The organism is Streptomyces sp. NPDC087420 (assembly GCF_044744165.1).
Taxonomy (GTDB): domain Bacteria; phylum Actinomycetota; class Actinomycetes; order Streptomycetales; family Streptomycetaceae; genus Streptomyces.
The window spans coordinates 1-22,335 of record NZ_JBIUXU010000006.1 but is presented as its reverse complement, the minus strand read 5'-3'; the positions used below and the strand labels follow the sequence as shown (position 1 = coordinate 22,335).

Annotated in this window: 20 protein-coding genes, 2 rRNA genes and 1 riboswitch; of the genes, 6 read left to right on the top strand and 16 right to left on the bottom strand. The window is 70.3% G+C overall.

What is annotated here, in order from left to right; all coding sequences use genetic code 11:
• The first annotated feature begins 91 nt into the window (after positions 1-91).
• Complete coding sequence (locus tag ACIO1C_RS13415) at positions 92-286, top strand: hypothetical protein (protein ID WP_327237630.1); 195 nt, start codon at positions 92-94, stop codon at positions 284-286.
• Between the two features lie 93 nt (positions 287-379).
• Here the strand turns inward: ACIO1C_RS13415 and ACIO1C_RS13410 are convergent, their stop codons facing one another.
• Positions 380-1,030: a PadR family transcriptional regulator gene (locus tag ACIO1C_RS13410; RefSeq protein ID WP_401862233.1), complete on the bottom strand. Its 651-nt coding sequence runs from the start codon at positions 1,028-1,030 to the stop codon at positions 380-382.
• Between the two features lie 132 nt (positions 1,031-1,162).
• Here ACIO1C_RS13410 and ACIO1C_RS13405 point away from each other — a divergent pair, with 132 nt between their 5' ends.
• Positions 1,163-1,990 (top strand): PhzF family phenazine biosynthesis protein, encoded by an 828-nt coding sequence (locus tag ACIO1C_RS13405; RefSeq protein WP_401862231.1) that lies wholly within the window; start codon positions 1,163-1,165, stop codon positions 1,988-1,990.
• A gap of 30 nt (positions 1,991-2,020) precedes the next feature.
• Here the strand turns inward: ACIO1C_RS13405 and ACIO1C_RS13400 are convergent, their stop codons facing one another.
• Positions 2,021-2,800 (bottom strand): CPBP family intramembrane glutamic endopeptidase, encoded by a 780-nt coding sequence (locus tag ACIO1C_RS13400; RefSeq protein ID WP_161306662.1) that lies wholly within the window; start codon positions 2,798-2,800, stop codon positions 2,021-2,023.
• 219 nt (positions 2,801-3,019) lie between these two features.
• Between ACIO1C_RS13400 and ACIO1C_RS13395 the strand changes: the two genes are divergently transcribed.
• Complete coding sequence (locus tag ACIO1C_RS13395; RefSeq protein ID WP_401862229.1) at positions 3,020-4,804, top strand: substrate-binding domain-containing protein; 1,785 nt, start codon at positions 3,020-3,022, stop codon at positions 4,802-4,804.
• Positions 4,805-4,869: 65 nt separating this feature from the next.
• On the opposite strand, the gene ACIO1C_RS13390 is transcribed toward ACIO1C_RS13395, so the two are convergent.
• The gene (locus ACIO1C_RS13390; RefSeq protein ID WP_401862226.1) at positions 4,870-6,393 is read right to left on the bottom strand and encodes a glutamate--cysteine ligase; all 1,524 of its coding nucleotides are present in this window, start codon (positions 6,391-6,393) and stop codon (positions 4,870-4,872) included.
• A 566-nt stretch (positions 6,394-6,959) separates the two neighbouring features.
• Here ACIO1C_RS13390 and ACIO1C_RS13385 point away from each other — a divergent pair.
• Positions 6,960-7,568 (top strand): hypothetical protein, encoded by a 609-nt coding sequence (locus ACIO1C_RS13385; RefSeq protein WP_401862224.1) that lies wholly within the window; start codon positions 6,960-6,962, stop codon positions 7,566-7,568.
• A gap of 304 nt (positions 7,569-7,872) precedes the next feature.
• On the top strand, positions 7,873-8,076 hold the full coding sequence (locus ACIO1C_RS13380; protein WP_327238789.1) for a DUF5999 family protein: 204 nt from the start codon (positions 7,873-7,875) through the stop codon (positions 8,074-8,076).
• A gap of 149 nt (positions 8,077-8,225) precedes the next feature.
• Here the strand turns inward: ACIO1C_RS13380 and gcvP are convergent, their stop codons facing one another.
• A complete protein-coding gene (gene gcvP / locus ACIO1C_RS13375; protein WP_401862221.1) occupies positions 8,226-11,111 on the bottom strand; it encodes an aminomethyl-transferring glycine dehydrogenase in 2,886 nt (961 codons plus the stop codon).
• Positions 11,112-11,285: 174 nt separating this feature from the next.
• Positions 11,286-11,383: riboswitch (glycine riboswitch) on the bottom strand.
• A 129-nt stretch (positions 11,384-11,512) separates the two neighbouring features.
• Between gcvP and ACIO1C_RS13370 the strand changes: the two genes are divergently transcribed.
• Entirely contained in the window at positions 11,513-11,911 is a 399-nt protein-coding gene (locus ACIO1C_RS13370; RefSeq protein ID WP_161306660.1) for a PRC-barrel domain-containing protein, read from the top strand.
• Here ACIO1C_RS13370 and ACIO1C_RS13365 read toward each other — a convergent pair.
• The 12 genes from ACIO1C_RS13365 to ACIO1C_RS13310 form a co-directional block, all read right to left on the bottom strand.
• Positions 11,806-13,446, bottom strand: coding sequence for a DNA polymerase IV (locus ACIO1C_RS13365; protein WP_401862218.1), 1,641 nt, complete (start codon positions 13,444-13,446; stop codon positions 11,806-11,808). The two genes, ACIO1C_RS13370 and ACIO1C_RS13365, sit on opposite strands and share 106 nt — an antisense overlap.
• Before the next feature lie 126 nt (positions 13,447-13,572).
• Positions 13,573-14,142 carry a MerR family transcriptional regulator gene (locus ACIO1C_RS13360; protein WP_401862216.1) on the bottom strand — a complete coding sequence of 190 codons (570 nt, stop codon included), beginning with the start codon at positions 14,140-14,142 and terminating at the stop codon, positions 13,573-13,575.
• 203 nt (positions 14,143-14,345) lie between these two features.
• The gene (locus ACIO1C_RS13355) at positions 14,346-14,819 is read right to left on the bottom strand and encodes a bifunctional nuclease family protein (RefSeq protein ID WP_161308445.1); all 474 of its coding nucleotides are present in this window, start codon (positions 14,817-14,819) and stop codon (positions 14,346-14,348) included.
• 53 nt (positions 14,820-14,872) lie between these two features.
• The gene (locus ACIO1C_RS13350) at positions 14,873-15,601 is read right to left on the bottom strand and encodes a MerR family transcriptional regulator (protein ID WP_401862213.1); all 729 of its coding nucleotides are present in this window, start codon (positions 15,599-15,601) and stop codon (positions 14,873-14,875) included.
• Between the two features lie 16 nt (positions 15,602-15,617).
• Complete coding sequence (locus tag ACIO1C_RS13345; RefSeq protein WP_401862210.1) at positions 15,618-16,376, bottom strand: FHA domain-containing protein; 759 nt, start codon at positions 16,374-16,376, stop codon at positions 15,618-15,620.
• Positions 16,377-16,566: 190 nt separating this feature from the next.
• Entirely contained in the window at positions 16,567-17,325 is a 759-nt protein-coding gene (locus ACIO1C_RS13340; RefSeq protein ID WP_401862208.1) for a DUF881 domain-containing protein, read from the bottom strand.
• 5 nt (positions 17,326-17,330) lie between these two features.
• Positions 17,331-17,663, bottom strand: coding sequence for a small basic family protein (locus ACIO1C_RS13335; protein ID WP_023543062.1), 333 nt, complete (start codon positions 17,661-17,663; stop codon positions 17,331-17,333).
• Positions 17,660-18,592 carry a DUF881 domain-containing protein gene (locus ACIO1C_RS13330; protein WP_401862206.1) on the bottom strand — a complete coding sequence of 311 codons (933 nt, stop codon included), beginning with the start codon at positions 18,590-18,592 and terminating at the stop codon, positions 17,660-17,662. The genes ACIO1C_RS13335 and ACIO1C_RS13330 overlap by 4 nt, the downstream gene beginning before the upstream one ends.
• 102 nt (positions 18,593-18,694) lie before the next feature.
• Positions 18,695-21,190, bottom strand: coding sequence for a mannose-1-phosphate guanyltransferase (locus ACIO1C_RS13325; RefSeq protein WP_161306733.1), 2,496 nt, complete (start codon positions 21,188-21,190; stop codon positions 18,695-18,697).
• 113 nt (positions 21,191-21,303) lie between these two features.
• On the bottom strand, positions 21,304-21,912 hold the full coding sequence (locus ACIO1C_RS13320) for a CDP-alcohol phosphatidyltransferase family protein (RefSeq protein WP_161306734.1): 609 nt from the start codon (positions 21,910-21,912) through the stop codon (positions 21,304-21,306).
• 151 nt (positions 21,913-22,063) lie between these two features.
• Positions 22,064-22,180: ribosomal RNA gene (rrf, locus tag ACIO1C_RS13315) — 5S ribosomal RNA — on the bottom strand.
• Positions 22,181-22,261: 81 nt separating this feature from the next.
• A 23S ribosomal RNA gene (locus tag ACIO1C_RS13310) occupies positions 22,262-22,335 on the bottom strand; the annotation flags it as partial.

Here is a 22,335-nt window from a genome sequence, read left to right as displayed (position 1 = left end):
GCGCGCCGCCTTGCGTCCCTCCTACGGACGCGACCGGACGCAACCGCGACGGAGCGCGCGGGCGTCCGACAGATACGAGAAGAGGAGGCGGATGTACTGGATGGTCGCCCTGCTCGCGATGGACGGTCAGCAGTACGTCTACCGCGTCTACGCGCCGCCGGACGCACTGCGCGGGGACGTGTTCTGGGCCGCGTTCCACTGCCACGACGAGGGTCCGCATCCGCGAGCCTCGGACGCGTTCGACTCCGCGGTGTTCTGGCGGCTGCGCGTGGCCGACCGCATCTGACCGTGTCCGAACGCCTCCAACCGCCGCCGGCCGCGCGCGACAAGGCCCCGCGGTCATGACCGCGGGGCCTCGCCTCCGTACAACAGCTCTCCGTCAGTCCTCATCGGCGAGGATCAGGTAGAGCTTCTTGCGTGCTTCGTTGGTGACCGCGAGGGCCTTCTGCCGCTGCTCGGGCGTGCCGGTCTTCCAGACCTGCGCGAACGCCTCCATCAGCCCGAAGCCGGCCTGCCGGATCTCGTTGACCGTCTCCCAGTCGACACCGCGCCCGGCCTCTTCCCACGGAGCGTCGGGGCCTGTCTCGGCCTCCGCCTGTCCGCTCTCGGTGAGCGTGAACAGCTTCTTGCCGCCCTCGCTCTTGCTGGTGATGTGCCCCTCGTCCTCCAGGAGCTGGAGGGTGGGGTACACCGAGCCGGGGCTGGGCCGCCAGGCCCCGCCGCTGCGCTCGCCGATCTCCTGGATCATCTCGTAACCGTGCATGGGCCGGTCCTTCAGCAGCGCCAGGATCGAGGCGCGTACGTCACCACGCCGCGCCCTTCCCCGGCCGCCGCCGCCACCGCGCCCCCGGCCTCCGCCGAAGGGACCGCCCCCGAAGGGACCCCCGCCGAACGGCGGGCCGAAGGGCCCGAAGGCGGCGCGCCGCCCCTCGAAGCCTCCCCGGCCCCGCCCGCCGGGCCCGTAGTGACCGGATTCCGGTCCGTGCTCGTGGCCGTGCTCATGTCCGTGTCCGTGTGCTTGTGAACGCATCTCTACGTTCCTCCTTCACATATCGTTGATCTGTCGCGATACCCCAACGATATATCGGAAGCGTACGTTTGACAAACACCTTTTCCTTCTGCCCTCTCACCTGGTGCTTCGCCGATCGCCTACCGTCGGCGCATGCGGATTCGAATCGTCGACGCCTTCACCGACCGCCCCTTCGCCGGCAACCCCGCGGGGGTCCTGCTCCTGGACGCGGCGGACTTCCCCGACGACGGATGGCTGCTACGGGTGGCGGCGGAGGTCAATCTGTCGGAGACGGCCTTCGCGCATCCCCTGCCGGCCGGCGGCGACGCAGACTGGGCGCTGCGCTGGTTCACCCCGCTCACCGAGGTCGACCTGTGCGGCCACGCCACCCTGGCCACGGCTCACGTGCTGCGCTCCACCGGACGCGCGACCGGTCCCCTGCGCTTCGCGACGCGCTCGGGCGTCCTGGGCGCCACCGCCCACGAGGACGGCGCGCTGACGCTCGACTTCCCCACCTCGGCGCTGAGGCCGGTGGAAACCCAAGACCGCGTCGGCATCGGCGCCGCGCTGGGCGCCGAGCCCCTGTCGGTTCACCGCACGTCGGAGTGGATCGGTGATCTGCTGGTGGAGCTGGCGGACGAGCGGACCGTACGTCTCCTCGCCCCCGACCTCGGGCGGCTCGCCGCCCTCTCGCGGCGCGGCGTGGTGGTCACGGCCGCCGCGGAGGACCCGGCGGGCGGCTACGACTTCGTCTCGCGCGGCTTCTTTCCCGCGGTGGGGATCGACGAGGATCCGGTGACGGGCAGCGCGCACACCGCGCTCGCCCCGTTCTGGTCGGCGAGGCTGGGGCGCGCCGAACTGACCGGCCTCCAAGGAGGTGCCCGTACCGGAGTGGTCCGCACCTCCCTGCGCGGCGACCGTACGCTGCTCACCGGCCACGCGGTGACGGTCATCGACGGCGAGCTGCTCAGCGCGCCGTGAGCCCTCCAGGACGCGGAACAGGCACAGCCCCTACGCCGTAGGCAGCCACCCCACCTTGCCCGCCAGCAGCGCGTATCCGACAAACGCCCCGATGTCGAGCAGCGAGTGGGCCACCACCAGCGGCCCGACCCTCCCCCAGCGCCGGTACAGGAGGACGAACACCACGCCCATCACCATGTTGCCGAGGAAGCCGCCGATCCCCTGGTACAGGTGGTACGAGCCACGGAGCACCGAACTCGCCACCAGCGCCGCCATCGGTGTCCACCCCAACTGCCCCAGCCGGCGCAGCAGATACCCGACGACGATGACCTCCTCCAGCACGGAGTTCTGCACCGCCGAGAGGATCAGCACCGGGAACTTCCACCACACGCCGGGCAGTGACTCCGGCACCACGGTCAGGTTGAAGCCCGACGCCTGGACCGCCAGGTAGAACGCGAGTCCCGCGCTGCCGATCCCCGCCGCCACGAGCGTGCCGCGCCCCAGATCGGGTCCCGGCCGGGTGCGGTCGAAGCCGATGGCCCGCAGTCCGCTGCCCTCCCTGAGCAGGAAGTGCGCGACGAGGGCGACCGGCACCAGAGCGGTGGTGATGCCGAACAGCTGCCAGGCGAGATCGAGCCACGGCCGCCCCGGGGCCGCCGACGAGTTGAGCTGGGCCGCCTGGTCCCTGAGGGCGCCGGGTTTTGTCACCGAACCAACAAAACTGATCAGCGCCGACACACCGCTCGCGCCCAGCGAGAGCGCCAGGACGAGCACCGTCTCGGACCGGAGGATCCGCCGGGGGGCGTCCTCCTCGGGAAAGGAACCGGCCACCTGATCCACGTCCGCCCGCACACCTGCCTCCAGTTGAGTATTCCCGCCTCATGCCACTTGCCGTGCCGCTAGGGTCTCGAATGCAGGTACGAAGATCGCGCGCGACAGGCCGGGGGACGGTCGCCGTTCGGCGGCGAGGTACCCCCTCTTCTACACCCATCGAGCCGCGCCCTTCGAGCCCACCCCTGTTCACCCCTCACGAAGGAGGGCGCCACCGCCATGGGACGTCACAGCTTGCCCGACGAGAGAGCGGCGGGTCCCGGCAGACCCCGCTCCCCCCGCCGTCGCAGCGTCGCGATCGCCACCGCCCTCGTCCTGACGGTGGCGGCGGGGGCCGCCGTCGCGGTGCAGAGCGGCGCGCTCTCCTTCGCCGAGGCCTGCGGGGACGTTCCGGTACGGCTGCGGATGGTGGCCTCGCCCGACATCGCGCCCGCGCTGCGGGCCATCGCCGACCGCGCCCGCGCGGACAAGGTGACCTCCGACGGGCGCTGTCTGGACATCCGGGTCGTCGCACGCGAGAACTACCGGGTCGCGAGCGCCCTCGCGCGCGGCTCCGAGACCCCGGACTTCGAGGTCTGGGTGCCCGACTCCGGCGTGTGGGTGGACCGCGCCGAGAGCGTCGGGGACGCCGCGTCGCTGACCCCGGCCGGCAATGTGGCCCTCTCCCCGGTCACACTGGCCGCGGTGCCGACGGCCGCGGCGTCCCTCGGCTGGCCCAGGAAGACGTACACCTGGGCGGGGCTGACCACGGCGGCGACCGAGCAGGACCAGCGGCTCCTGGGGGCGGCCGACCCGGCGCGCAGCGCGACCGGCCTCCTGGCGCTCACCAGCATCGCCGACTCGTCCCGCGACGGCGGCCCGGACGGCGACACCAGGGCCGCCGCCACGGCGAAGCTCCTGTCGCAGCGCGTCTCCGACTCCGACATCCAGGTGCTCAGGACGCTGGCCGAGGACGACTCGGGCGCGGAGAAGGGCAATCCCCGGCGCAACGAGGCGGTTTTGCTCTCCGAACAGGCCGCGTTCGTCCACAACTCGGGGAGCAACGGCGCCGCGAACCTCCAGCTCTTCTACCCGACCGACGGCGCGCCCGCGCTCGACTACCCGTACAACCTGGTCGACGAGTCCGAGCTGACCACCGACGAGAGCCGCGCCGCCATGCGGTTCATGGCCCTGCTCACCGACGACGCCTCGTACCGGACGCTGGAGGACCACGGCTTCCGGGCGGGGGCGGCGGACACTCCGGTGGAGGCCGCGCTGGTCCGTACGGCGGGCGGGCGCGCGCCCCAGCCGTACGACACGGACGACTCCAGGCCCCCGACGGCGGAGGAGGTCCAGCGGACGCTCGGCCTGTGGACCGTCACGGTGCAGAGTGCCCGGCTGACGACGGTCGTGGACGCGTCGGGCTCGATGGAGGCGCCGGTCCCCGGGCGCGGCGGCCAGAGCCGGATGGATGTCACCAAGGCCTCGCTCCTCCAGGCGCTGGCGCAGTTCACGCCCGAGGACGAGATCGGGCTGTGGAAGTTCGCGACCCGGCTGGACGGTGCCAAGGACTACCGCAAGGTGGAGGAGACGGCCCGGCTCGGGGACGCGGCGAAGGGCGGCGGCACGCACCGCGAGAAGCTGTCGGACGCCTTCTCCGCGCTCGAACCGGTCCCCGACGGCGACACCGGTCTGTACGACACGACGCTGGCGGCCTACAAGGAGGCCCAGGCCTCGTACGTGAAGGGCAAGTTCAACGCCGTGGTCCTGCTCACGGACGGCACCAACAAGGACGACCACAGCATTTCGCGTGCCGCGCTGATCAGTCAGTTGCGTACGCTCACGGATCCCACCCGTCCTGTGCCGCTGATCGGCATCGCGGTCGGCCCCGACGCGGACCGGGCTGCGGTGCACCAGATAGCCAGGGCCACGGGCGGCGCGGGCTACGAGGTGAGCGACCCGGGCGACATCCAGGCGGTGATCCTCCAGGCGATCATGGCGGTCGGCGAGGAGGAGGAGCCGTAAGCCCGCCGCCGACGCGCCGCCCGCCCGTCCGTCCTCCGCGCCTCCGCGCCTCCGTCCTCCGCCGGTCAGGCCGGGTCACCGGCCCCCGGCGCGGACAGTCCGGCCGGCCAGGTGTGCACCGGCTCCCCCCGGTGCATCAGTTCGCTGTAGCGCCGGGTGGTGGCGGCCAGCGCGGCCTCCCGCCCCAGCCCCTCCTCCCGTGCCCGGTGGTAGGTGTCCACCTGCCACGAGGCGCCGTTCACCCGCCGCTTGCACCGCTCCTCGATCACCCCGAGGTAGAAGTCGCGGTCCGCCGGCTCGACCTGCCACGCGTCGAGACCGGCCGCCGCGAGCGGCAGCAGTTCGTCCCGTACGAGCTTCACGACCGGCACGGTGGTGATACCGGTCCCCCGGCCCGGCCGTGGCCACCGCAGCTCCGCGTCGATGCCGTGCCGGCAGGCGGTCTCGAAATTGGCGGCCGCCGTCTCGAACGGCAGCCGCTTCCACACCGGCCTCGTGTCGTCCGCGAGCGCGCGCACCAGCCCGTAGTAGAAGGCGGCGTTGGCGATGACGTCGGTGACCGTCGGGCCCGCGGGCAGGACGCGGTTCTCCACCCGCAGGTGCGGCACGCCGTCCGCGACCTCGTAGACCGGCCGGTTCCAGCGGTAGACCGTGCCGTTGTGCAGCGCCAGCTCCGCCAGGTCGGGCACTCCGCCGTCGTCCAGTGTCCGCAGCGGGTCCTCGTCGTCGCAGATCGGCAGCAGGGGAGGAAAATAACGCAAATTCTCCGCGAACAGGTCATACGCGGAATCGATCCAACGCTCGCCGAACCATGTCCGCGGCCGGACTCCCTGCGCGGCGAGTTCGGGCGGCCTGACATCCGTCGCCTGGAGGAACAGCGGCGGCCTGGATTCCCGCCACAACTCCCTGCCGAAAAGGAAGGGAGCATTGGCACCCAGTGCCACTTGAACGGACGCGATCGCCTGCGCGGCGTTCCACACACCCGCGAATCGCTCGGGTGTGACCTGAAGATGCAGTTGTACGGAGGTGCAGGCGGCCTCGGGGGTGATGGACGCGGACCGGCAGGTGAGACGCTCCACCCCCTCGATGTCCAGGGCGAAGTCCTCGCCCCTGGCCGCGACCATCTGGTCGTTGAGGAGTGTGTAGCGGCCGACGTCGGAGAGATTCGCGGAGACCGTGTCGTCCTGGGTGAGGGTCGGCAGAATACCGATCATCACAATGCCCGCGTCGACCTCGTCGGCCTTGCGGTGGGCATATCCGAGGCCGGCCCGCAGTTCTTCGGCCAGTTGGTCGAGAACGCGTCCCTCCAGCCGGTGCGGAGCTATATTTACTTCCAGGTTGAACATTCCGAGTTCGGTCTGGAAATCGCCACTCGCGATACGTTCGAGCACCGCGCCATTCATCATTCGCGGCATGCCGTCCGAGCCCGCGAGATTGAGCTCGATCTCCAGGCCCATCAGATTCTTGGGCCGGTCGAACCTCTTCTCCGCCAGGAGCCGCCCCAGTACCGCCAGGCACTGCTGCAACTTTCTGCGGTATTTCTGCCGATCGGACAGAGCGAACCCGTCCGCCTCGACCTTCTCCCCCATCGAAGCGTCCCTCCTCCAGTAGGCAGCCCCGGGCTCCGGCCGCTCGCGTCACGGTCGATAATGCCCAGACTCCGTGATCCGTAACGCCCCCTCACCCTCCGGGCAACGGGTAGAGTGGAGACTGGAGGCACGCGGCACATTCCATTGGCATGCGTGCTGTATGCGTTGTGCGTGCGTGGTGCTGAGTCCCACACCCGATCCGTCGGCAAACTCAACCGACCTCGTCGGCAAAATCAGCGGGATTGTCGACGGGCCGTCATCTTCGCGATGACCAGTTTCGGCCGTCCACGGGCAACCAATCGGCCCAGGCCAGCCGCCCGCGTTCCGCGTTTATCCAAGAAAACGCAGCCGGAAGACGGACCTGATAGTGCCTTGCCCGCAATATTGGCGACAGCTAGAAGAAACATGGTGTGAACACGTGTCGTATAACATCCGTGTACGAGGCAGAGAGGCGCCGTCCGGCTCACGGCCGCCAGGCCACCCTCTGACCACGCACGCTGACACCGACGTCCGCACACGTACGACCTCACGCACCACCCTGTCTCCTGAGTGAGAGGCAACCCACCATGCCGCTGCATGTCCCCCCGGCCCCCGCCCCCGCCCTTCGCAGCGTTCTCGCGGCACTCGGTTCCCCCACCGCCGTTCGCGAGGCCCGCACACCCGCTCTGCGGTCCGTCCAGGGACCGCTGAGCCCCGAGTTCCCCCTTCCGCTCCACGTGCTGGACCAAGTCGCTCCCAAAGGTCGTGCGGTACCCCCGGCGGGTCGTGCGCCACGGACGAGACTGGTCGGCTGGCGCTTCCTGATCCGCAACGGCGACCGCGCCGTGGCCGCGGCCGACACCATGCTGACCGCCGACGGCTGGGCGTTCTCACGCTTCTTCGAGGGCCCCTACCTCGCCTCCACGGAACGTGCGCTGCGCCAGGCCGAGACACTGGGGACGGCGTACCAGCCCCGGCTCCTCTCGGTGCCCGAGCTCTACATGATCACGCTGTGGCTGCACAGCGACACGGAGGCCGACGCGTCCGAGGGTTCGCCCCTGCCCGCCGACATCCTGGTGCCGCTCGCGCCCGCCCCGCCGGGCATCGCCGCGCACCGTCCGCACCGCGTCGCCGAGTTGCTGCCGATGATCGGGCTGAGACTGGCCCCGGCGCCGCTGCTCCGTACCCCCGCCTGACCTGCGTACCGCTCCCCCGAAGCCCCGCGATCCCGCCGGTCGCGGGGTTTCGTGCGTGCCGGTCCTGGGCCGCTCCCCCGCCGGTCACCGGCGCCCGGCCCCGAACCGGCCCGTCCGGCGGACAAGTTGAACTGAACCGTCCGGCCGGGTGACGCGTCCTTGGCCAGAAGGAAGTGCTGCCGTGAAATACCTGCGGATTGCCGTCCGTGGGGCAACACTAGGACCGGACCAACAGATACGGGGGGCGGCCATGACCACATCGAGCCGCAGGACACTCACCACGACGCAGCGAAAGAACCCAGCCATGTGCCAGCACCAGCCCGTGTGCCCGACCGCCGACTCCGCCGACCGGGACGCCGCCCGGCTGACGGCTCACCATCCGGAACAGGGCTGGAGCCTGCTGTGCAACGGCGTTCTGGTCTTCGAGGACACCGGCGAACTGCTGCCCGACGGAAAGATCATCGCGCCGCACCGCCCGCGCGACGAGCAGGCGGTGACGGCGGCCTGAGCCGCCGGGCAGCCGCGCGCCGACACCGCGCGCCGCCGGTATGACGGGGGCCGGCCCGGAGACGTTCCTCCGCACCGGCCCCGACGCACACCCCGCCGTTCCCGTTCCCCGACGGCCGTACTGTCAGTGGTCGCTGTCCGCGCTCGCTGTCAGTGGTCGTACGCGTCCAGCGGCGGGCAGGAGCAGACCAGGTTGCGGTCGCCGTACGCGTCGTCGATACGGCGGACCGGCGGCCAGTACTTGTCCGCGGCCGAGACACCGGCCGGGAAGACCGCCTCGGCACGGGTGTACGGGTGGTCCCACTCCCCGCCGAGCGCGGACGCCGTGTGCGGCGCGTTGCGCAGCGGGTTGTCGTCCGCGGGCCACTCGCCCGACGCGACCTTCTCGACCTCGGCGCGGATCGCGATCATCGCCTCGCAGAACCGGTCCAGTTCGCCCAGGTCCTCGCTCTCGGTCGGCTCGATCATCAGCGTGCCGGCCACCGGGAACGACATCGTCGGCGCGTGGAAGCCGTAGTCGATCAGCCGCTTGGCGATGTCACTGACGCTGACGCCCGTCGCCTTCGACAGGGGGCGCAGGTCCACGATGCACTCGTGGGCGACCAGGCCGTTCGGCCCGGTGTAGAGCACCGGGTAGTGCGGCTCCAGGCGCTTGGCGACGTAGTTGGCCGCGAGCACCGCGACCTGCGTCGCGCGCTTGAGGCCCTCGCCGCCCATCAGCCGTACGTACGCCCAGGAGATCGGCAGTATGCCCGCCGAGCCCCAGGGGGCGGCGGAGATCGGCCCGACACCCGTCTCGGGTCCGGCGGCCGGCTGGAGGGGGTGGTTGGGCAGGTACGGGGCGAGGTGGGACCGTACGCCGACGGGACCGACCCCGGGGCCGCCGCCGCCGTGCGGGATGCAGAACGTCTTGTGCAGGTTCAGGTGGGAGACGTCCGAGCCGAACTTGCCCGGCTTGGCCAGCCCCACCAGCGCGTTGAGGTTGGCGCCGTCGACGTAGACCTGGCCGCCCGCGTCGTGCACGGCGGCGCAGATGTCGCTGATGTGCTCCTCGAACACCCCGTGGGTGGAGGGGTAGGTGACCATCAGGACGGCCAGCTCGGCGCCGTGCCGCTCGATCTTGGCGTGCAGGTCCTCGACGTCGACGTCACCGTCCTCGCGGGTCTTGACGACGACGACCTTCATCCCGGCCATGACCGCGCTCGCGGCGTTCGTGCCGTGCGCGGAGGACGGGATCAGGCAGACGGTGCGCCGCGTGTCGCCGTTGGCCCGGTGGTACGCCCGTACGGCGAGCAGCCCGGCCAGCTCCCCCTGGGAACCGGCGTTGGGCTGGAGGGACACCGCGTCGTACCCGGTGACCTCGGCGAGCCGCTCCTCCAGCTCCCTGATGAGCGTCAGGTAGCCCTCCGCCTGCTCGGCCGGCGCGAAGGGGTGCAGGGCCGCGAACTCCGGCCAGGTGACCGACTCCATCTCCGTGGTCGCGTTCAGCTTCATGGTGCAGGAGCCGAGCGGGATCATGCCGCGGTCCAGCGCGTAGTCACGGTCGGAGAGCTTGCGCAGGTAGCGCAGCATCGCCGTCTCGGAGCGGTGCTGGTGGAAGACGGGATGGGTCAGGATGTCGTCGCTCCGCAGCAGTGTCGCGGGCAGCGCGTCCCCGGCGGCCGCGTCCAGCGCCTCGATGTCGGCGTCGACGCCGAACGCCGTCCACACGGCGGCCAGCTGGGCGCGCCCGGTGGTCTCGTCACAGGCGACGGAGACGTGGTCGGCGTCGGCCTGGTACAGGTTGACGCCGTGCTCACGGGCGGCGGCGACGACCTCGGCGGCCCGGCCGGGGACCCGTACGGTCAGCGTGTCGAAGTACGCGCCGTGCACGACCTCCGCGCCGCCCGCCCGCAGGCCCTCGGCGAGCAGCGTCGCGTACCGGTGGGTGCGCCGGGCGATGCCCCGCAGGCCGTCGGGGCCGTGGTAGACCGCGTACATGCCCGCCATCACGGCGAGCAGCACCTGCGCGGTGCAGATGTTGCTGGTGGCCTTCTCGCGGCGGATGTGCTGCTCACGGGTCTGGAGGGCCAGCCGGTACGCCTTGTCGCCGTCGGCGTCCACGGACACCCCGACGAGCCGGCCCGGCAGGGTGCGCGCGAACGTGTCCCGTACGGCCATGAATCCCGCGTGCGGTCCGCCGAAGCCCATCGGGACGCCGAAGCGCTGCGTGGTGCCGACGGCGATGTCCGCGCCCAGCTCGCCGGGCGAGGTGAGGAGCGTCAGGGCGAGCAGGTCGGCGGCGACGGTGACGAGGGCGCCCAGTTCGTGCGCCCGCTCGACGACCGGCCTGATGTCCCGTACGGCCCCGGAGGCGCCGGGGTACTGGAGCAGCACACCGAAGACACCGCGCTCGGCCACCTCGGCCGGGATGCCGTCGGTCAGGTCCGCGACGACGACCTCGACGCCGGTCGGTTCCGCGCGGGTCCTGATCACGGCGATCGTCTGGGGCAGGGTGTCGGCGTCGATCAGGAAGACACCGTCCTTGACCTTGCCCGCGCGGCGGGACAGCGCCATCGCCTCGGCGGCCGCCGTGCCCTCGTCCAGCAGGGAGGCACCGGAGGTCGGCAGCCCCGTCAGGTCGGCCACCATCGTCTGGAAGTTCAGGAGGGCTTCGAGCCGGCCCTGGGAGATCTCCGGCTGGTACGGCGTGTACGCGGTGTACCAGGCCGGGTTCTCCATGACGTTGCGCAGGATCACCGGCGGCGTGAACGTGCCGTAGTAGCCGAGGCCGATCATCGGGGCGAGGACCGTGTTGCGGTCGGCGAGGTCGCGCAGCTCCGCCAGCACCTCGGCCTCGGTACGGGCCCCGGGCAGCCCGAGCGCCTCCGCGCTCTTGATCACGTCGGGCACCGCGGCGGCGGTCAGCTCGTCCAGCGAGCCGTAGCCGACCTGCGCGAGCATCTTCGCCTGGGCCGCCACGTCGGGCCCGATGTGGCGCTGCTCGAAGGGAACGCCACGCTCCAGCTGGGAGAGCGTAATGCGGTGGTCGGTCATGGTGGGAGGCCTCCTGGTCGTCACGACCTGCGAGGGCACCAAGGCGCGGGTGCCCGGACGGCCTCCCCCTCTGTCATCTGACCTGAGAGCTTCACCGGGCGCCAGGAGGCCGCCCGGCTTTCACCGTCGGTGAGGGCGGACGCCGTCGGCGCCTGCCCTGCTTTCCAGAGTGACCTCGTCCGTGCGGTACGGGGGCCTGAGAGATTCCGGGGAGGATTTGCTCCTTCGGCGCCTCCGGCGATCTCACCGGAGGACTCTCCCGCACAGGGTCAGCAGCCGTGTGCCAGCCTACCAGCGAGGTCCCGCGCAGGGCTTTTCGAGTGGCCGACAGGCCGGATCTGCACTTTTCTTATGAGTGGAGCGACGGGTCTTCCCCGCTTGTGCGACCAGTTGGAGGGACCGTGGAGAACGACATCGATCCGCGCAGCCTGATCGGCCGCAAGGCGTTCGACCGCGACGGCCACAAGATCGGCACGGTGGACGAGGTGTATCTGGACGACGCCACGGGGGTGCCCGAGTGGGCGGCCGTCCGCACCGGCATCTTCAGCCGTGACGCGTTTGTCCCGCTCGCGCCCAGCACGCTGGAGGAGGAGACGCTCCGGATCCCCTTCGAGCGCTCGCTGATCAAGGACGCGCCCGACTTCGGCGTCGGCCGGCACCTCTCGCCCGAGCAGGAGCTCCAGCTCTACCGCCATTACGGCCTGGCCCTGCCCGAGCCGGGCCCGCCCGAGCGCCCCGCCTCGCTGTCCGACCGGGACGCCGAGCGGGACTTCGGGCGCGTCGCCGGCCAGGACGACTGATCCCGCTCCGGCGGCCCCGGCCCGTTCTGCGCGGCCTCCGGCCCGTCCTGGGCGGGCCCCGGCCCGTCCTGGTCCGGTCCGGCCGGTCCTCCGGTCAGGGGCAGCGGGTCCGACAGCTCCAGCTCGGGATCGTCCATCCAGAAGGTCCGCACCCGCCCCGGCGCGGACCACGGCTCCTCGAACCGTACGGTGACCCGGCGCAGCCCGCTGCCCTGCACCCAGCCCGCGCCGAACACGGAGTGGCGCACGTCGTGCCCCGCCGGAAAGCGCCGCTCCGCGGGCAGGTCCGGTGTCTCCGACGCCTCCTGAGCGGCCGGTACGCCCCCGGTGGGCGCCGCGTCCCCCTCCGCCGCCCCGGGTGCCCGGGAAGGGTCGGCCCGCTCCTCCCCGGCCTTCTCAGAGCCCTTCTCGGGTGCCGCCGGGGGTACGGCGACGTGGACCGCCTCCGCAGCCGCCCTGTCCGCCGCCGCCTGCGCGAACAGATCCTCCTGCGTGTAGTCCGCGAGCCCGCTCACCCCCACCCCCAGCAGCCGTACCCCACCGGTGGTGTCCACCGCCTCCAGCAGCCGCCCCGCCGCCTCCCGCACCACACCCGGGTCGTCCGTGGGCCCGCGCAGCGTCTCCGAGCGGGTCAGCGTGGAGAAGTCGTACCGCCGGACCTTGAGCACGACCGTCCGCCCCGAGTGCCCGGCCGCCCGCAGCCGCTGGACGCACCGGTCGGCCAGCCGGTCCACCTCCGTCCGCACCCGCACCCGGTCGTGCAGGTCGACGTCGAAGGTGTCCTCCACGGAGACGGACTTGGTCTCCCGCTCGGCCACCACGGGCCGGTCGTCGTGGCCCCCCGCCATCCGGAACAGCGACGCCCCGTGCGACTTCCCCAGCAGCCGTACCAGCTCGTCCTCACCGGCCTCGGCCAGATCGGCCACGGTGGTCATCCCGGCCCGCCGCAGGTGCTCCCCCGTCGCGGGACCGACCCCGGGCAGGGTCCGTACGGTCATCGGCCCCAGGAGCGCGCGCTCGGTCCCCGGCTCGACGATGACGAGGCCGTCGGGCTTGGCCTGCTCGGAGCCGATCTTCGCCAGCATCTTTGACCCCGCGAGCCCCACCGACCCGGTGAGCCCCGTGGTCACGCGGATGTCCCGGCGCAGCCGCTCCCCGGCGGCCCGCGCGGAAGCCGTGTCGTGGGCCGAGCCGCCCGCCTCCAGGTCCACGAACGCCTCGTCCAGGCTCAGCGGCTCCACCAGCGGCGACAGCCGGCCCAACAGCTCCATCACCTGCTCGCTGATGGCCCGGTAGACGGTGAAGCGCGGGACGAGATACGCGGCGTTCGGCGCGAGCCGTCTGGCCTGCGCCATGGGCATCGCCGAGTGCACCCCGTACCGCCGCGCCTCGTAGGAGGCCGTGGAGACCACCCCACGCGGTCCGAGCCCGCCGACCACCACGGGCTTTCCGCGCAGACTCGGCTTCGCCGCCTGCTCGGCGGCGGCGAAGAAGGCATCCATGTCCAGATGCAGGATGGTCGGGGCGGCTCTCACACCCTCGATGCTCCCTCACACCACTGACAATCGGCCGGCACGGCGTGAGGGCGGTACGGCGTGAGAGCGGATCCGGCGTGAGGGCGGGTCCGGCCCGGCGTTCACCAAGCGTCGGACCGCCGAGTCTCAGACCGCGCGGTCCCTGCGCCGCCTGGCCAGTTCGTCCGCGGGGTTGTTCCCCACCAGCGTCTCGCCCGTGTCGATCCGCTCCCCGTGCAGCTGCGACAGGGCGGCCTCGACGTCCCGCCACACCACCCCGACCGCGATCCCGAAGATCCCCTGACCGCCCTGGAGCAGAGTGACGACCTCGTCCGGCGACGAGCACTCGTAGACCGTCGCCCCATCGCTCATCAGCGTCATCCGCTCAAGATCCTGGACGCCACGGCCCCGCAGGTGCCGCACGGCCGCCCGGATGTTCTGGAGAGCGACCCCCGTGTCGAGGAACCGCTTCACGATCTTGAGGACGACCACATCACGGAAGCTGTAGAGCCGCTGCGCCCCGGAACCGTACGCCGCGCGCACGCTGGGCTCCACGAGCCCCGTACGCGCCCAGTAGTCCAACTGGCGGTACGTGATCCCCGCCGCGGCACACGCGGTCGGTCCTCGGTACCCGACCGTCTCGGTACCGGGGTCGGCCGCCTCGCTCCGCAGCGGGAACGCCCCGCCCACCGCCGTACCGTCGCCGCTGCTTCTCACGCCGACCTCCGTCCTTGACCTGCCCTCAACGACGGTAGGGAGTCACCCGGGGTGCGTCAACGATCGCCGCACTCGCCACGCCGAGTGATAATCACCTTGAGAGTGGTTTCGCGTGTCCCGGTCCCGGGAAGGGCTGACCGAATGTCCTGTCGGTGCCGGCCGGAGGCCGGCCCGCCTCCGGCCTTCAGGCACTCACCGGCCACTCACTGGCTGTTGGTCCCGAAGTCCTCGGGAGAGATCTGGTCGAGGAACTCGCGGAACTTCTCCACCTCGTCCTCCTGCTCGTCCGGGATGGCGATCCCCGCGTCGTCCAGGACGCCGTCACTGCCGTAGATCGGCGTGCCGGTGCGCAGCGCGAGCGCTATGGCGTCGGACGGCCTGGCACTCACCTCGACCCCGCTGGCGAAGACCAGCTCCGCGTAGAAGACACCTTCCCTGAGGTCCGTGATGCGGACCTCGGTCAGTTCCTGGCCCACGGCCTCAAGGACATCCTTGAAAAGGTCATGGGTCAGCGGCCTGGCAGGCGTCATGCCCTGCTGGGCGAAGGCGATGGCGGTGGCCTCCCCCGGCCCGATCCAGATGGGAAGGTACCGATCGCCTCCCACTTCACGCAGGAGCACGATCGGTTGGTTGGAGGGCATTTCCACCCGGACACCCACAACGTCGAGCTCGTTCACACAGCAACCCTAGGACGCGAGCGACCGGTTTGGGTAGTCGGACTCCCCCATGATCAGTGCGGATGTGCTCCGAGAGCCGTCCGGAACAGTGCCGCGTGCAGTTTCACCGAGAGGGTCGCCAGCTCCCTCGTGGTGGCCTCCGCATGGGCTCTGGTCTGCGGGTTACGGTGCCGGCGCAGGGGTGCGACCACCTGCTCGACCATCCCGGCCTCGCGCTGGGCCGCCGCTCTCATGATCCGCAGATGACGTGGTTCCAGACCGAATCTTCCGAGATCCGCGACCAGTTTCGCCACGGTCACGGACTCGGCGTCGTATCCGCCGTCCGGCGTCGGAGTGATGAGGCCGTACGACTCCCACTCGTCCAGCGCGCTCGCGTCGGCCCCGGAGGCCGCCAGCAGCTCCTCACGCCCGATCCTGGCGGCGGTCCGCGGCGCGGGCCCGGTCTCCGCCCGCCGCTGGCGCTGCTGGGACGGCAGAGGGAGACGCTCGCCCCGGCCGAGGGCGTCGAGATGCTCCCGGATGGCTTTCAGCGGGAGGTAGTGGTCCCGCTGCATCCGCAGCACCTGCGTCAGCCGCTCCACGTCCTGGGGTCCGAATTTCCGGTACCCCGAAGACGTACGGCGCGGCTCGACCAGGCCCTCCGCCTCCAGGAAACGGATCTTGGACATGGTGACCTCGGGGAACTCGACCCGCAGCCGGCCGAGCACCGCACCGATGCTCAGCAGAGTGTCGCCCGAGGGGGCGGTGCCGTGACCGGCACCGCCCGTGGGTGTTCGCAGCATGGACCTTTCCTGAAAGTCACACGCCCCGCTGGCTCGCGTAGAAGACCAGCCGGTACTTGCCGATCTGAACCTCGTCGCCGTTCGACAGCAGGACCGAGTCGATCCGCTCACGATTGACGTACGTGCCGTTCAGGCTGCCCACGTCCGAGACGGTGAAGCGGCCGTCGGCACCCCTGCGGAAGTCCACATGGCGGCGGGAGACGGTCACGTCGTCGAGGAAGATGTCGCTCTGCGGGTGACGGCCCGCCGTCGTCAGCTCGCTGTCCAGGAGGAAGCGGCTGCCCGAGTTGGGCCCCCGGCGCACCACGAGGAGCGCGGAACCCAGCGGGAGGGCGTCCACGGCGGCCTGGGCCTCCGGGGAGAGGGACGGCACGGCGGTCTGGCCCGTGACCTCCGACTCGTACGCCTCAAGGCCGGAGATGGAGATGGTGGAGGTCGTCTCCGAAGCGCGCTCGGCGGGCGCCCCGGCCCGCAGCGGCGCCCCGCAGTTGGAGCAGAACCGACTGGCCTCCGCGTTGCGGTGGCCACACCTCGTACAGACCGGCAAGGCAGACCCTCCACCCGTACTCGAGGCTGATGGTTCACCGAAACCTATGCGGCCCTGACCGGCGGGGTCAACAGACGACGCGCCGCCGGCCCCGTCACCCACCTGGTCACGGAAGAGCGGGCGGTCGCCGCTCGGCTCCTCGCTCCCGCCGTGCCGCGCCGCACGGTGACGGGAACCCCCGCCGTCCTCGCGTGCGCTCTTGCCGAACAACTTCCCAAACAACTTCACGGGCGATTCCCCTTGACCGATACAGACCCGCCCGTGGGGCAGGACGAACCCTGAATGAACACACCTGCCGACCCGGACATCTTGACAACGTCCGTATCCACCGGACAGTTTCCACCACTCACCACACTGATCGTGCGCCGACCCCCCGCAACCTCATGCCCGCGGCCGGTGGCCGCCATGCTCCCCCGCCTCACTGCGCCGACGACCGAGCGTAGTCAGGGCGCCGCGCCGGTCGCAAGGCATTGACAATGATCTTCTCAGCCCGGGCCACCGTGGCCGTGGCCTGCTCCTTCTCCAGTGTCTGCACCACCCCGCCCGGGATGTTGAGGGCGGGCTCCAGGTCCTGCGGCTTGCCGATGACCTTGAAACGGTACGGCGCGGTGACCCGCTTCCCGTCCACCTGGATGTCACCTCCCGTACCCGAGAAGTAGGTGTTCGCAACCACCCGGACGTCATTGATCTGGATCGCCTCCGCGCCCGCGGCCCGCAGCTCCTGGATCGTGTCGAGCAGCATGTCGGGCTCAACGGTGTCGCTGCCGTCCGCGACGGTCAGCGTGATCCCGGGCCCCTCGGCGGCGACGGTGCCGGCCAGGATGCCGAGCTGCTGTTCCTTCTCCCGCGTCTGTTTGCGGGCCTCCTCGGCCTGGTCGGAGCTGGTCTCCAGCTCGGTGCGCTGGTCGTCGAGGCTCTGCTTCTCGTCCTCCAGCCGCTGGGTGCGGTCGTCCAGCTCGTCGAGGATCCGCACCAGGTCCTCCTGCCGGGCCCCGCGCAGCGCGCTGTCGTCGTTGTTCGACCTCACCTGGATGGCGAGCCCCAGACCGAGCCCGAACAGCAGCACGGCGACGATGAGTTGGGCCCGGGTCACTCGGGGCGGCCACAGCCCCGCCGCGAGCCTCTGCCGGCCGGTGAGCCGCCGGGGCTCCCTGTCTGTCCCTCCCTGGTCGCTCATCGGCGTCACGCCCGGAAGACGTGCCGGCGGATCGCGGCGGCGTTGGAGAAGATCCGGATGCCGAAGACCACGACCACACCGGTCGACAACTGGGCGCCCACACCGAGCTTGTCACCGAGGAACACGATCAGCGCGGCCACCACCACGTTCGAGAGGAAGGAGACGACGAAGACCTTGTCCACGAAGATCCCGTCGAGCATGGCCCGCAGGCCGCCGAAGACCGCGTCCAGGGCCGCCACGACGGCGATCGGCAGATAGGGCTCGACCACCGCCGGCACTTCGGGCCGGACCAACAGTCCGACCACGACTCCCACGACGAGGCCCAGTACGGCGATCACGATGTGCCCTTCCCTGTGTCGGCCGCGTCCTGCCCGTTGCCCTTCCCGGGGGCGGCGGCCTTCGGCTTTGCTGTACGTACGATCAGGCTCGGCGCGGCCGGGAGACGCACCTCGCCGCGGACCGAGATGCTCGTCCTGATGTCGAAGTTCTCCTGGAGCGCGTGCAGATACTGCCCGTCGGCGCTGTCCTGGAACGCGGTGCTCAACTTCTTCCCGTCGCCCACCGCCAGCACGGTGTAGGGGGGCACCAGCGGCCTGTTGTCGACCAGTATGGCGTCACCCGCGGCCCTGATCGCCGAAAGGGACGTCAGGCGCTGGTCGTTGATGGCGATGGCCTCGGCGCCGGACTCCCAGAGGCCGTTAACGACCCGCTGCATGTCCCGGTCCCGTACCCGGCCCGTGTCGGCGAAACTGGCGCTCTCCCGGGGCCCGCCGCCACCGCCCTGCTCGCTGTCCTTGGCGTCGTCCACGACCAGCCTCAGGCCCGGTCCTTGGACGGCGGACGCGCCGGACAGCAGGTCGACCAGCTCGGCGTGGGCACCGCTCGGCCGGCGCAGCGCCGCACGCTGCCGTTCGCCGACCTCGTCACGGAGCTTCTCGACGTCACGCTCCAGCCTGTCCGCCGCCGAAGTCTCGTCGTGGATACGGTCGATGAGCTCTTCGCGCTCCTTGGCCACGACGGGGGCGGAGATCCGCGCCTGGGCCGCGCCCACGGTGACCACCAGCGCGGCCAGCACCAGGCCCGCCGCGAGCCACAGTTTGGCCTTGAGAGTGCGGGGCAGTTCACCGCCCTCGGCGTCCCTGCGGGCCGCCGCTTCCGCGTACCCCTCGTCGAGGCCGTGGTCCATCACGTTGTTCAGCAGCGACATGGACGCATCGGGACGCGCGCGTGGCGTGCCGGTGCTCCGAATGGGGGACTGCTGCGACATGCCGCACATCGTCGCACGTCGTAGGTACTGCCGAAGAACCGGCCGGGCGGACCGCGAACGGCCCGCCCGGCGGCAACGCTGATCGGTGCTGGCCGACCGGTGCTAGTGACCCGCTCCGTCCACCACCGACGACCACTCGTCGAGCAGGGCCTGGGCCGACGCGTCGTCGGGTCCTTCCGCCCACAGGTGGGTGACGGCCTCGGACGGGTCGGGAAGGACCATCACCCAGCGCCCGTCGGTCTCCACGACCCGGACACCGTCCGTGGTGTCCACCTGCCGGTCTCCGGCCGCCTCCACGACGCTGCGCATCACCAGTCCCTTGACGGCCCAGGGGGTCGCCAGATCGCGGCGCAGCACATGGGCTCGCGGTATGCGGGCGTCGATCTGGCTCAGCGTCAGCTGCGTACGCGCCACCAGACCGATGAGCCGCACGAACGCCGCCGTACCGTCCAAGACACTGCTGAACTCCGGCACGATGAACGCTCCGCGCCCGTCACCGCCGAAGATCGTGGTCTCCTCCCGGCCGACCCGCGTCAGATCGTCGGGCGAGGTGGTCGTCCACTCCACCTGCGTGCCGTGGTACGCCGCGACCTGCTCGGCGATCCTGGTGGTCGTCACCGGCAGTGCCACCCGGCCGCTGCGGCGCTCCGCGGCGACCAGGTCGAGCAGCACCAGCAGCGCCCGGTCGTCCTCGATGATCCGGCCCCGCTCGTCGACCAGCGACAGCCGCTCGCCGACCGGGTCGAACCGCACACCGAACGCGGCACGCGCGGACGCCACGATCTCGCCGAGCCTGACCAGGCCGGAGCGGCGGGATTCGGCCGTCTCCGTCGGCCGCGACTCGTCGAGCCCCGGGTTGATGGTCAGCGCATCGACACCGAGCCGTCCGAGCAGGCTGGGCAGCACGAGGCCGGCGCTTCCGTTGGACGCGTCGACCACGACCTTGAGCCCGGCCTCCGCGATACCCGTCGTGTCGACGTTGCGGAGGAGGGAGCCCGTGTACGAGTCGAAGACGCTGGCCGGGAAGTGCAGGTCCCCGATCTCTCCCGGGAACGCGCGGCGGTACTCCTGCCGGGCGTAGATGCGGTCCAGCTTGCGCTGGCCGGCCTGGGAGAGGTCGGCGCCCCGCTCGTCGAAGAACATGATGTCCACGGAGTCGGGGACCCCCGGGGACGTACGGATCATGATGCCGCCCGCGCTGCCCCTGGCGGTCTGCTGCCGGGCGACGGGCAGCGGTACGTTCTCCAGGTCGCGTACGTCGATGGCGCTGGACTGGAGCGACGAGATCACGGCCCGCTTGAGCGCGCGCGCACCACGCGAGTGGTCACGGGCCGTGGTGACGGTGGACCCCTTCTTCAGGGTCGTCGCGTACGCGCCCGCCAGCCGTACGGCCAGCTCCGGCGTGATCTCGACGTTGAGGATCCCGGAGACACCACGGGCGCCGAAGAGATTCGCCTGTCCTCGGGACTCCCAGATCACCGAGGTGTTGACAAACGCGCCGGCCTCGATGGTCTTGAACGGGTAGACCCGCACATTGCCCTGGATGATCGATTCTTCGCCGACGAGGCATTCGTCGCCGATGACCGCGCCGTCCTCGATCCGCGCGGCACGCATGATGTCCGTGTTCTTGCCGACCACACAGCCGCGGAGATTGCTGTGCTGGCCGATGTAGACGTTGTCGTGGACGACCGCTCTGTGGAGGAACGCGCCGGTCTTCACGACCACGTTGGACCCGAGGACCGTGTGCTCGCGCAACTCCACGTCGGCCTCGACCTTGGCGTAGTCGCCGATGTACAGCGGCCCGCGCAGCACCGCGTCGGGGTGCACCTCGGCACCCTCGGCGACCCATACGCCGGGAGAGATCTCGAAGCCGTCGATGTCGACGTCGACCTTGCCTTCGAGGACGTCGGCCTGGGCCTTCACATAGCTTTCGTGCGTGCCGACGTCTTCCCAGTAGCCCTCGGCGATATAGCCGTAGATGGGCTTGCCTTCCTTCATGAGCTGAGGGAAGACGTCCCCGGACCAGTCGACCGAGACATCGGCCTCGACATAGTTGAAGACCTCGGGCTCCATCACGTAGATGCCCGTGTTCACGGTGTCGGAGAAGACCTGTCCCCAGGTGGGCTTCTCCAGGAACCGCTCGACCTTTCCTTCCTCGTCCACGATCGTGATACCGAATTCCAGAGGATTCGGCACACGGGTCAGGCACACCGTCACCAGTGCGCCCTTTTCCTTGTGGAAAGCGATGAGGTCGGTCAGGTCGAAGTCGGTGAGGGCGTCACCGGAAATGACAAGGAACGCGTCGTCCTTGAGTGCCTCTTCGGCATTCTTGACGCTTCCCGCCGTTCCCAGCGGCTTCTCCTCGTTGGCGTAGGTGAGTTCCATGCCGAGCTCTTCGCCGTCGCCGAAATAGTTCTTGACGAGAGAGGCGAGAAACTGCACGGTCACGACGGTCTCGCTGAGCCCATGGCGCTTGAGCAGTCGAAGCACATGCTCCATGATCGGCCGGTTCACCACCGGCAGGAGCGGCTTGGGCATGCTTGAGGTCATGGGGCGAAGTCGAGTTCCTTCGCCACCGGCCATCACGACGGCCTTCATGTCGGAAGCGTCCTCCTTGAAGAGACGATCTCGCCGACCGAACCCGTCCGGACAGGCCTCTAGGCGTGTGAGCCGCGGGCCGGGCGACTCTGCGCGGCACGGCGTCGACGAGCTCAATCGGCCACTGTGTCCGCCCGGACGAGCCGGCGGACCTGGACCACATACAGGATCCCTGCCCACCAATACAGAGTTGTACCCCATCCGGCGAACGCCCATCCGAAAACTTCGGCGAGCGAGGCAAGCCAACCGCTCCGGTCGCTCAGCAACAGGAGCGGGAAGGCGTACATCAAGTTGAAGGTAGCCGCCTTCCCGAGAAAGTTCACCTGGGGAGGCGGATAGCCGTGCCTCCGGAGGATTCCCACCATCACCAGAAGCATCAGCTCACGGGCCAAAAGCGCCGCCGTCAGCCAGAGCGGCAGGATCTCCCGCCAGGTGAGGCCAACCAGGGTGGAAAGGATGTACAGCCGGTCCGCGGCGGGGTCCAGGAGCCGTCCGAGACTGCTGATCTGGTTCCACCGGCGGGCCAGCTTGCCGTCGAGATAGTCACTGACGCCGCTGAGGGCCAGCACCAGCAGGGCCCAGCCGTCGCTGTTCGGTCCGCCGAACTCGGGGCGGAGAATCAGCCACAGGAAGACCGGCACACCGACGAGGCGGGCCATGCTGAGGATGTTGGGGATGGTGAGCACCCGGTCCGTCTGAACGCGGGTCTCCTGGACCTCCACCCGGGGGCCTCCTGTGTGGAATGTGCCAATGATGCCTCCTGGACCCTACCCTCAGCCCGGGCCGGCGGATGCCAGGGGGTCCCGCGCATGAGTCCTGAACGCAAAAATGCCCTGTACCAGAAGGTACAGGGCATTCCCACGATCAAAGATTGTTCGGCGGCGTCCTACTCTCCCACAGGGTCCCCCCTGCAGTACCATCGGCGCTACGAGGCTTAGCTTCCGGGTTCGGAATGTAACCGGGCGTTTCCCTCACGCAATGACCACCGAAACACTATGAAGACAACTGAAAAGCTGGATGACAACACGGCTCTTCGTTACTTCAGAACTAACACAGTGGACGCGAGCAACTGAGGACAAGCCCTCGGCCTATTAGTACCAGTCAGCTTCGACCGTTACCGGTCTTCCACATCTGGCCTATCAACC

Coding starts and splice junctions, on each gene's coding strand:
- gcvP (WP_401862221.1), bottom strand. CDS start 11,111: ATGACCGACCACCGCATTACGCTCTCCCAGCTGGAGCGTGGCGTTCCC.
- ACIO1C_RS13415 (WP_327237630.1), top strand. CDS start 92: ATGTACTGGATGGTCGCCCTGCTCGCGATGGACGGTCAGCAGTACGTC.
- ACIO1C_RS13385 (WP_401862224.1), top strand. CDS start 6,960: ATGCCGCTGCATGTCCCCCCGGCCCCCGCCCCCGCCCTTCGCAGCGTT.
- ACIO1C_RS13340 (WP_401862208.1), bottom strand. CDS start 17,325: ATGAGCGACCAGGGAGGGACAGACAGGGAGCCCCGGCGGCTCACCGGC.
- ACIO1C_RS13325 (WP_161306733.1), bottom strand. CDS start 21,190: ATGAAGGCCGTCGTGATGGCCGGTGGCGAAGGAACTCGACTTCGCCCC.
- ACIO1C_RS13330 (WP_401862206.1), bottom strand. CDS start 18,592: ATGTCGCAGCAGTCCCCCATTCGGAGCACCGGCACGCCACGCGCGCGT.
- ACIO1C_RS13405 (WP_401862231.1), top strand. CDS start 1,163: ATGCGGATTCGAATCGTCGACGCCTTCACCGACCGCCCCTTCGCCGGC.
- ACIO1C_RS13395 (WP_401862229.1), top strand. CDS start 3,020: ATGGGACGTCACAGCTTGCCCGACGAGAGAGCGGCGGGTCCCGGCAGA.
- ACIO1C_RS13390 (WP_401862226.1), bottom strand. CDS start 6,393: ATGGGGGAGAAGGTCGAGGCGGACGGGTTCGCTCTGTCCGATCGGCAG.
- ACIO1C_RS13350 (WP_401862213.1), bottom strand. CDS start 15,601: ATGCTGCGAACACCCACGGGCGGTGCCGGTCACGGCACCGCCCCCTCG.
- ACIO1C_RS13380 (WP_327238789.1), top strand. CDS start 7,873: ATGTGCCAGCACCAGCCCGTGTGCCCGACCGCCGACTCCGCCGACCGG.
- ACIO1C_RS13410 (WP_401862233.1), bottom strand. CDS start 1,030: ATGCGTTCACAAGCACACGGACACGGACATGAGCACGGCCACGAGCAC.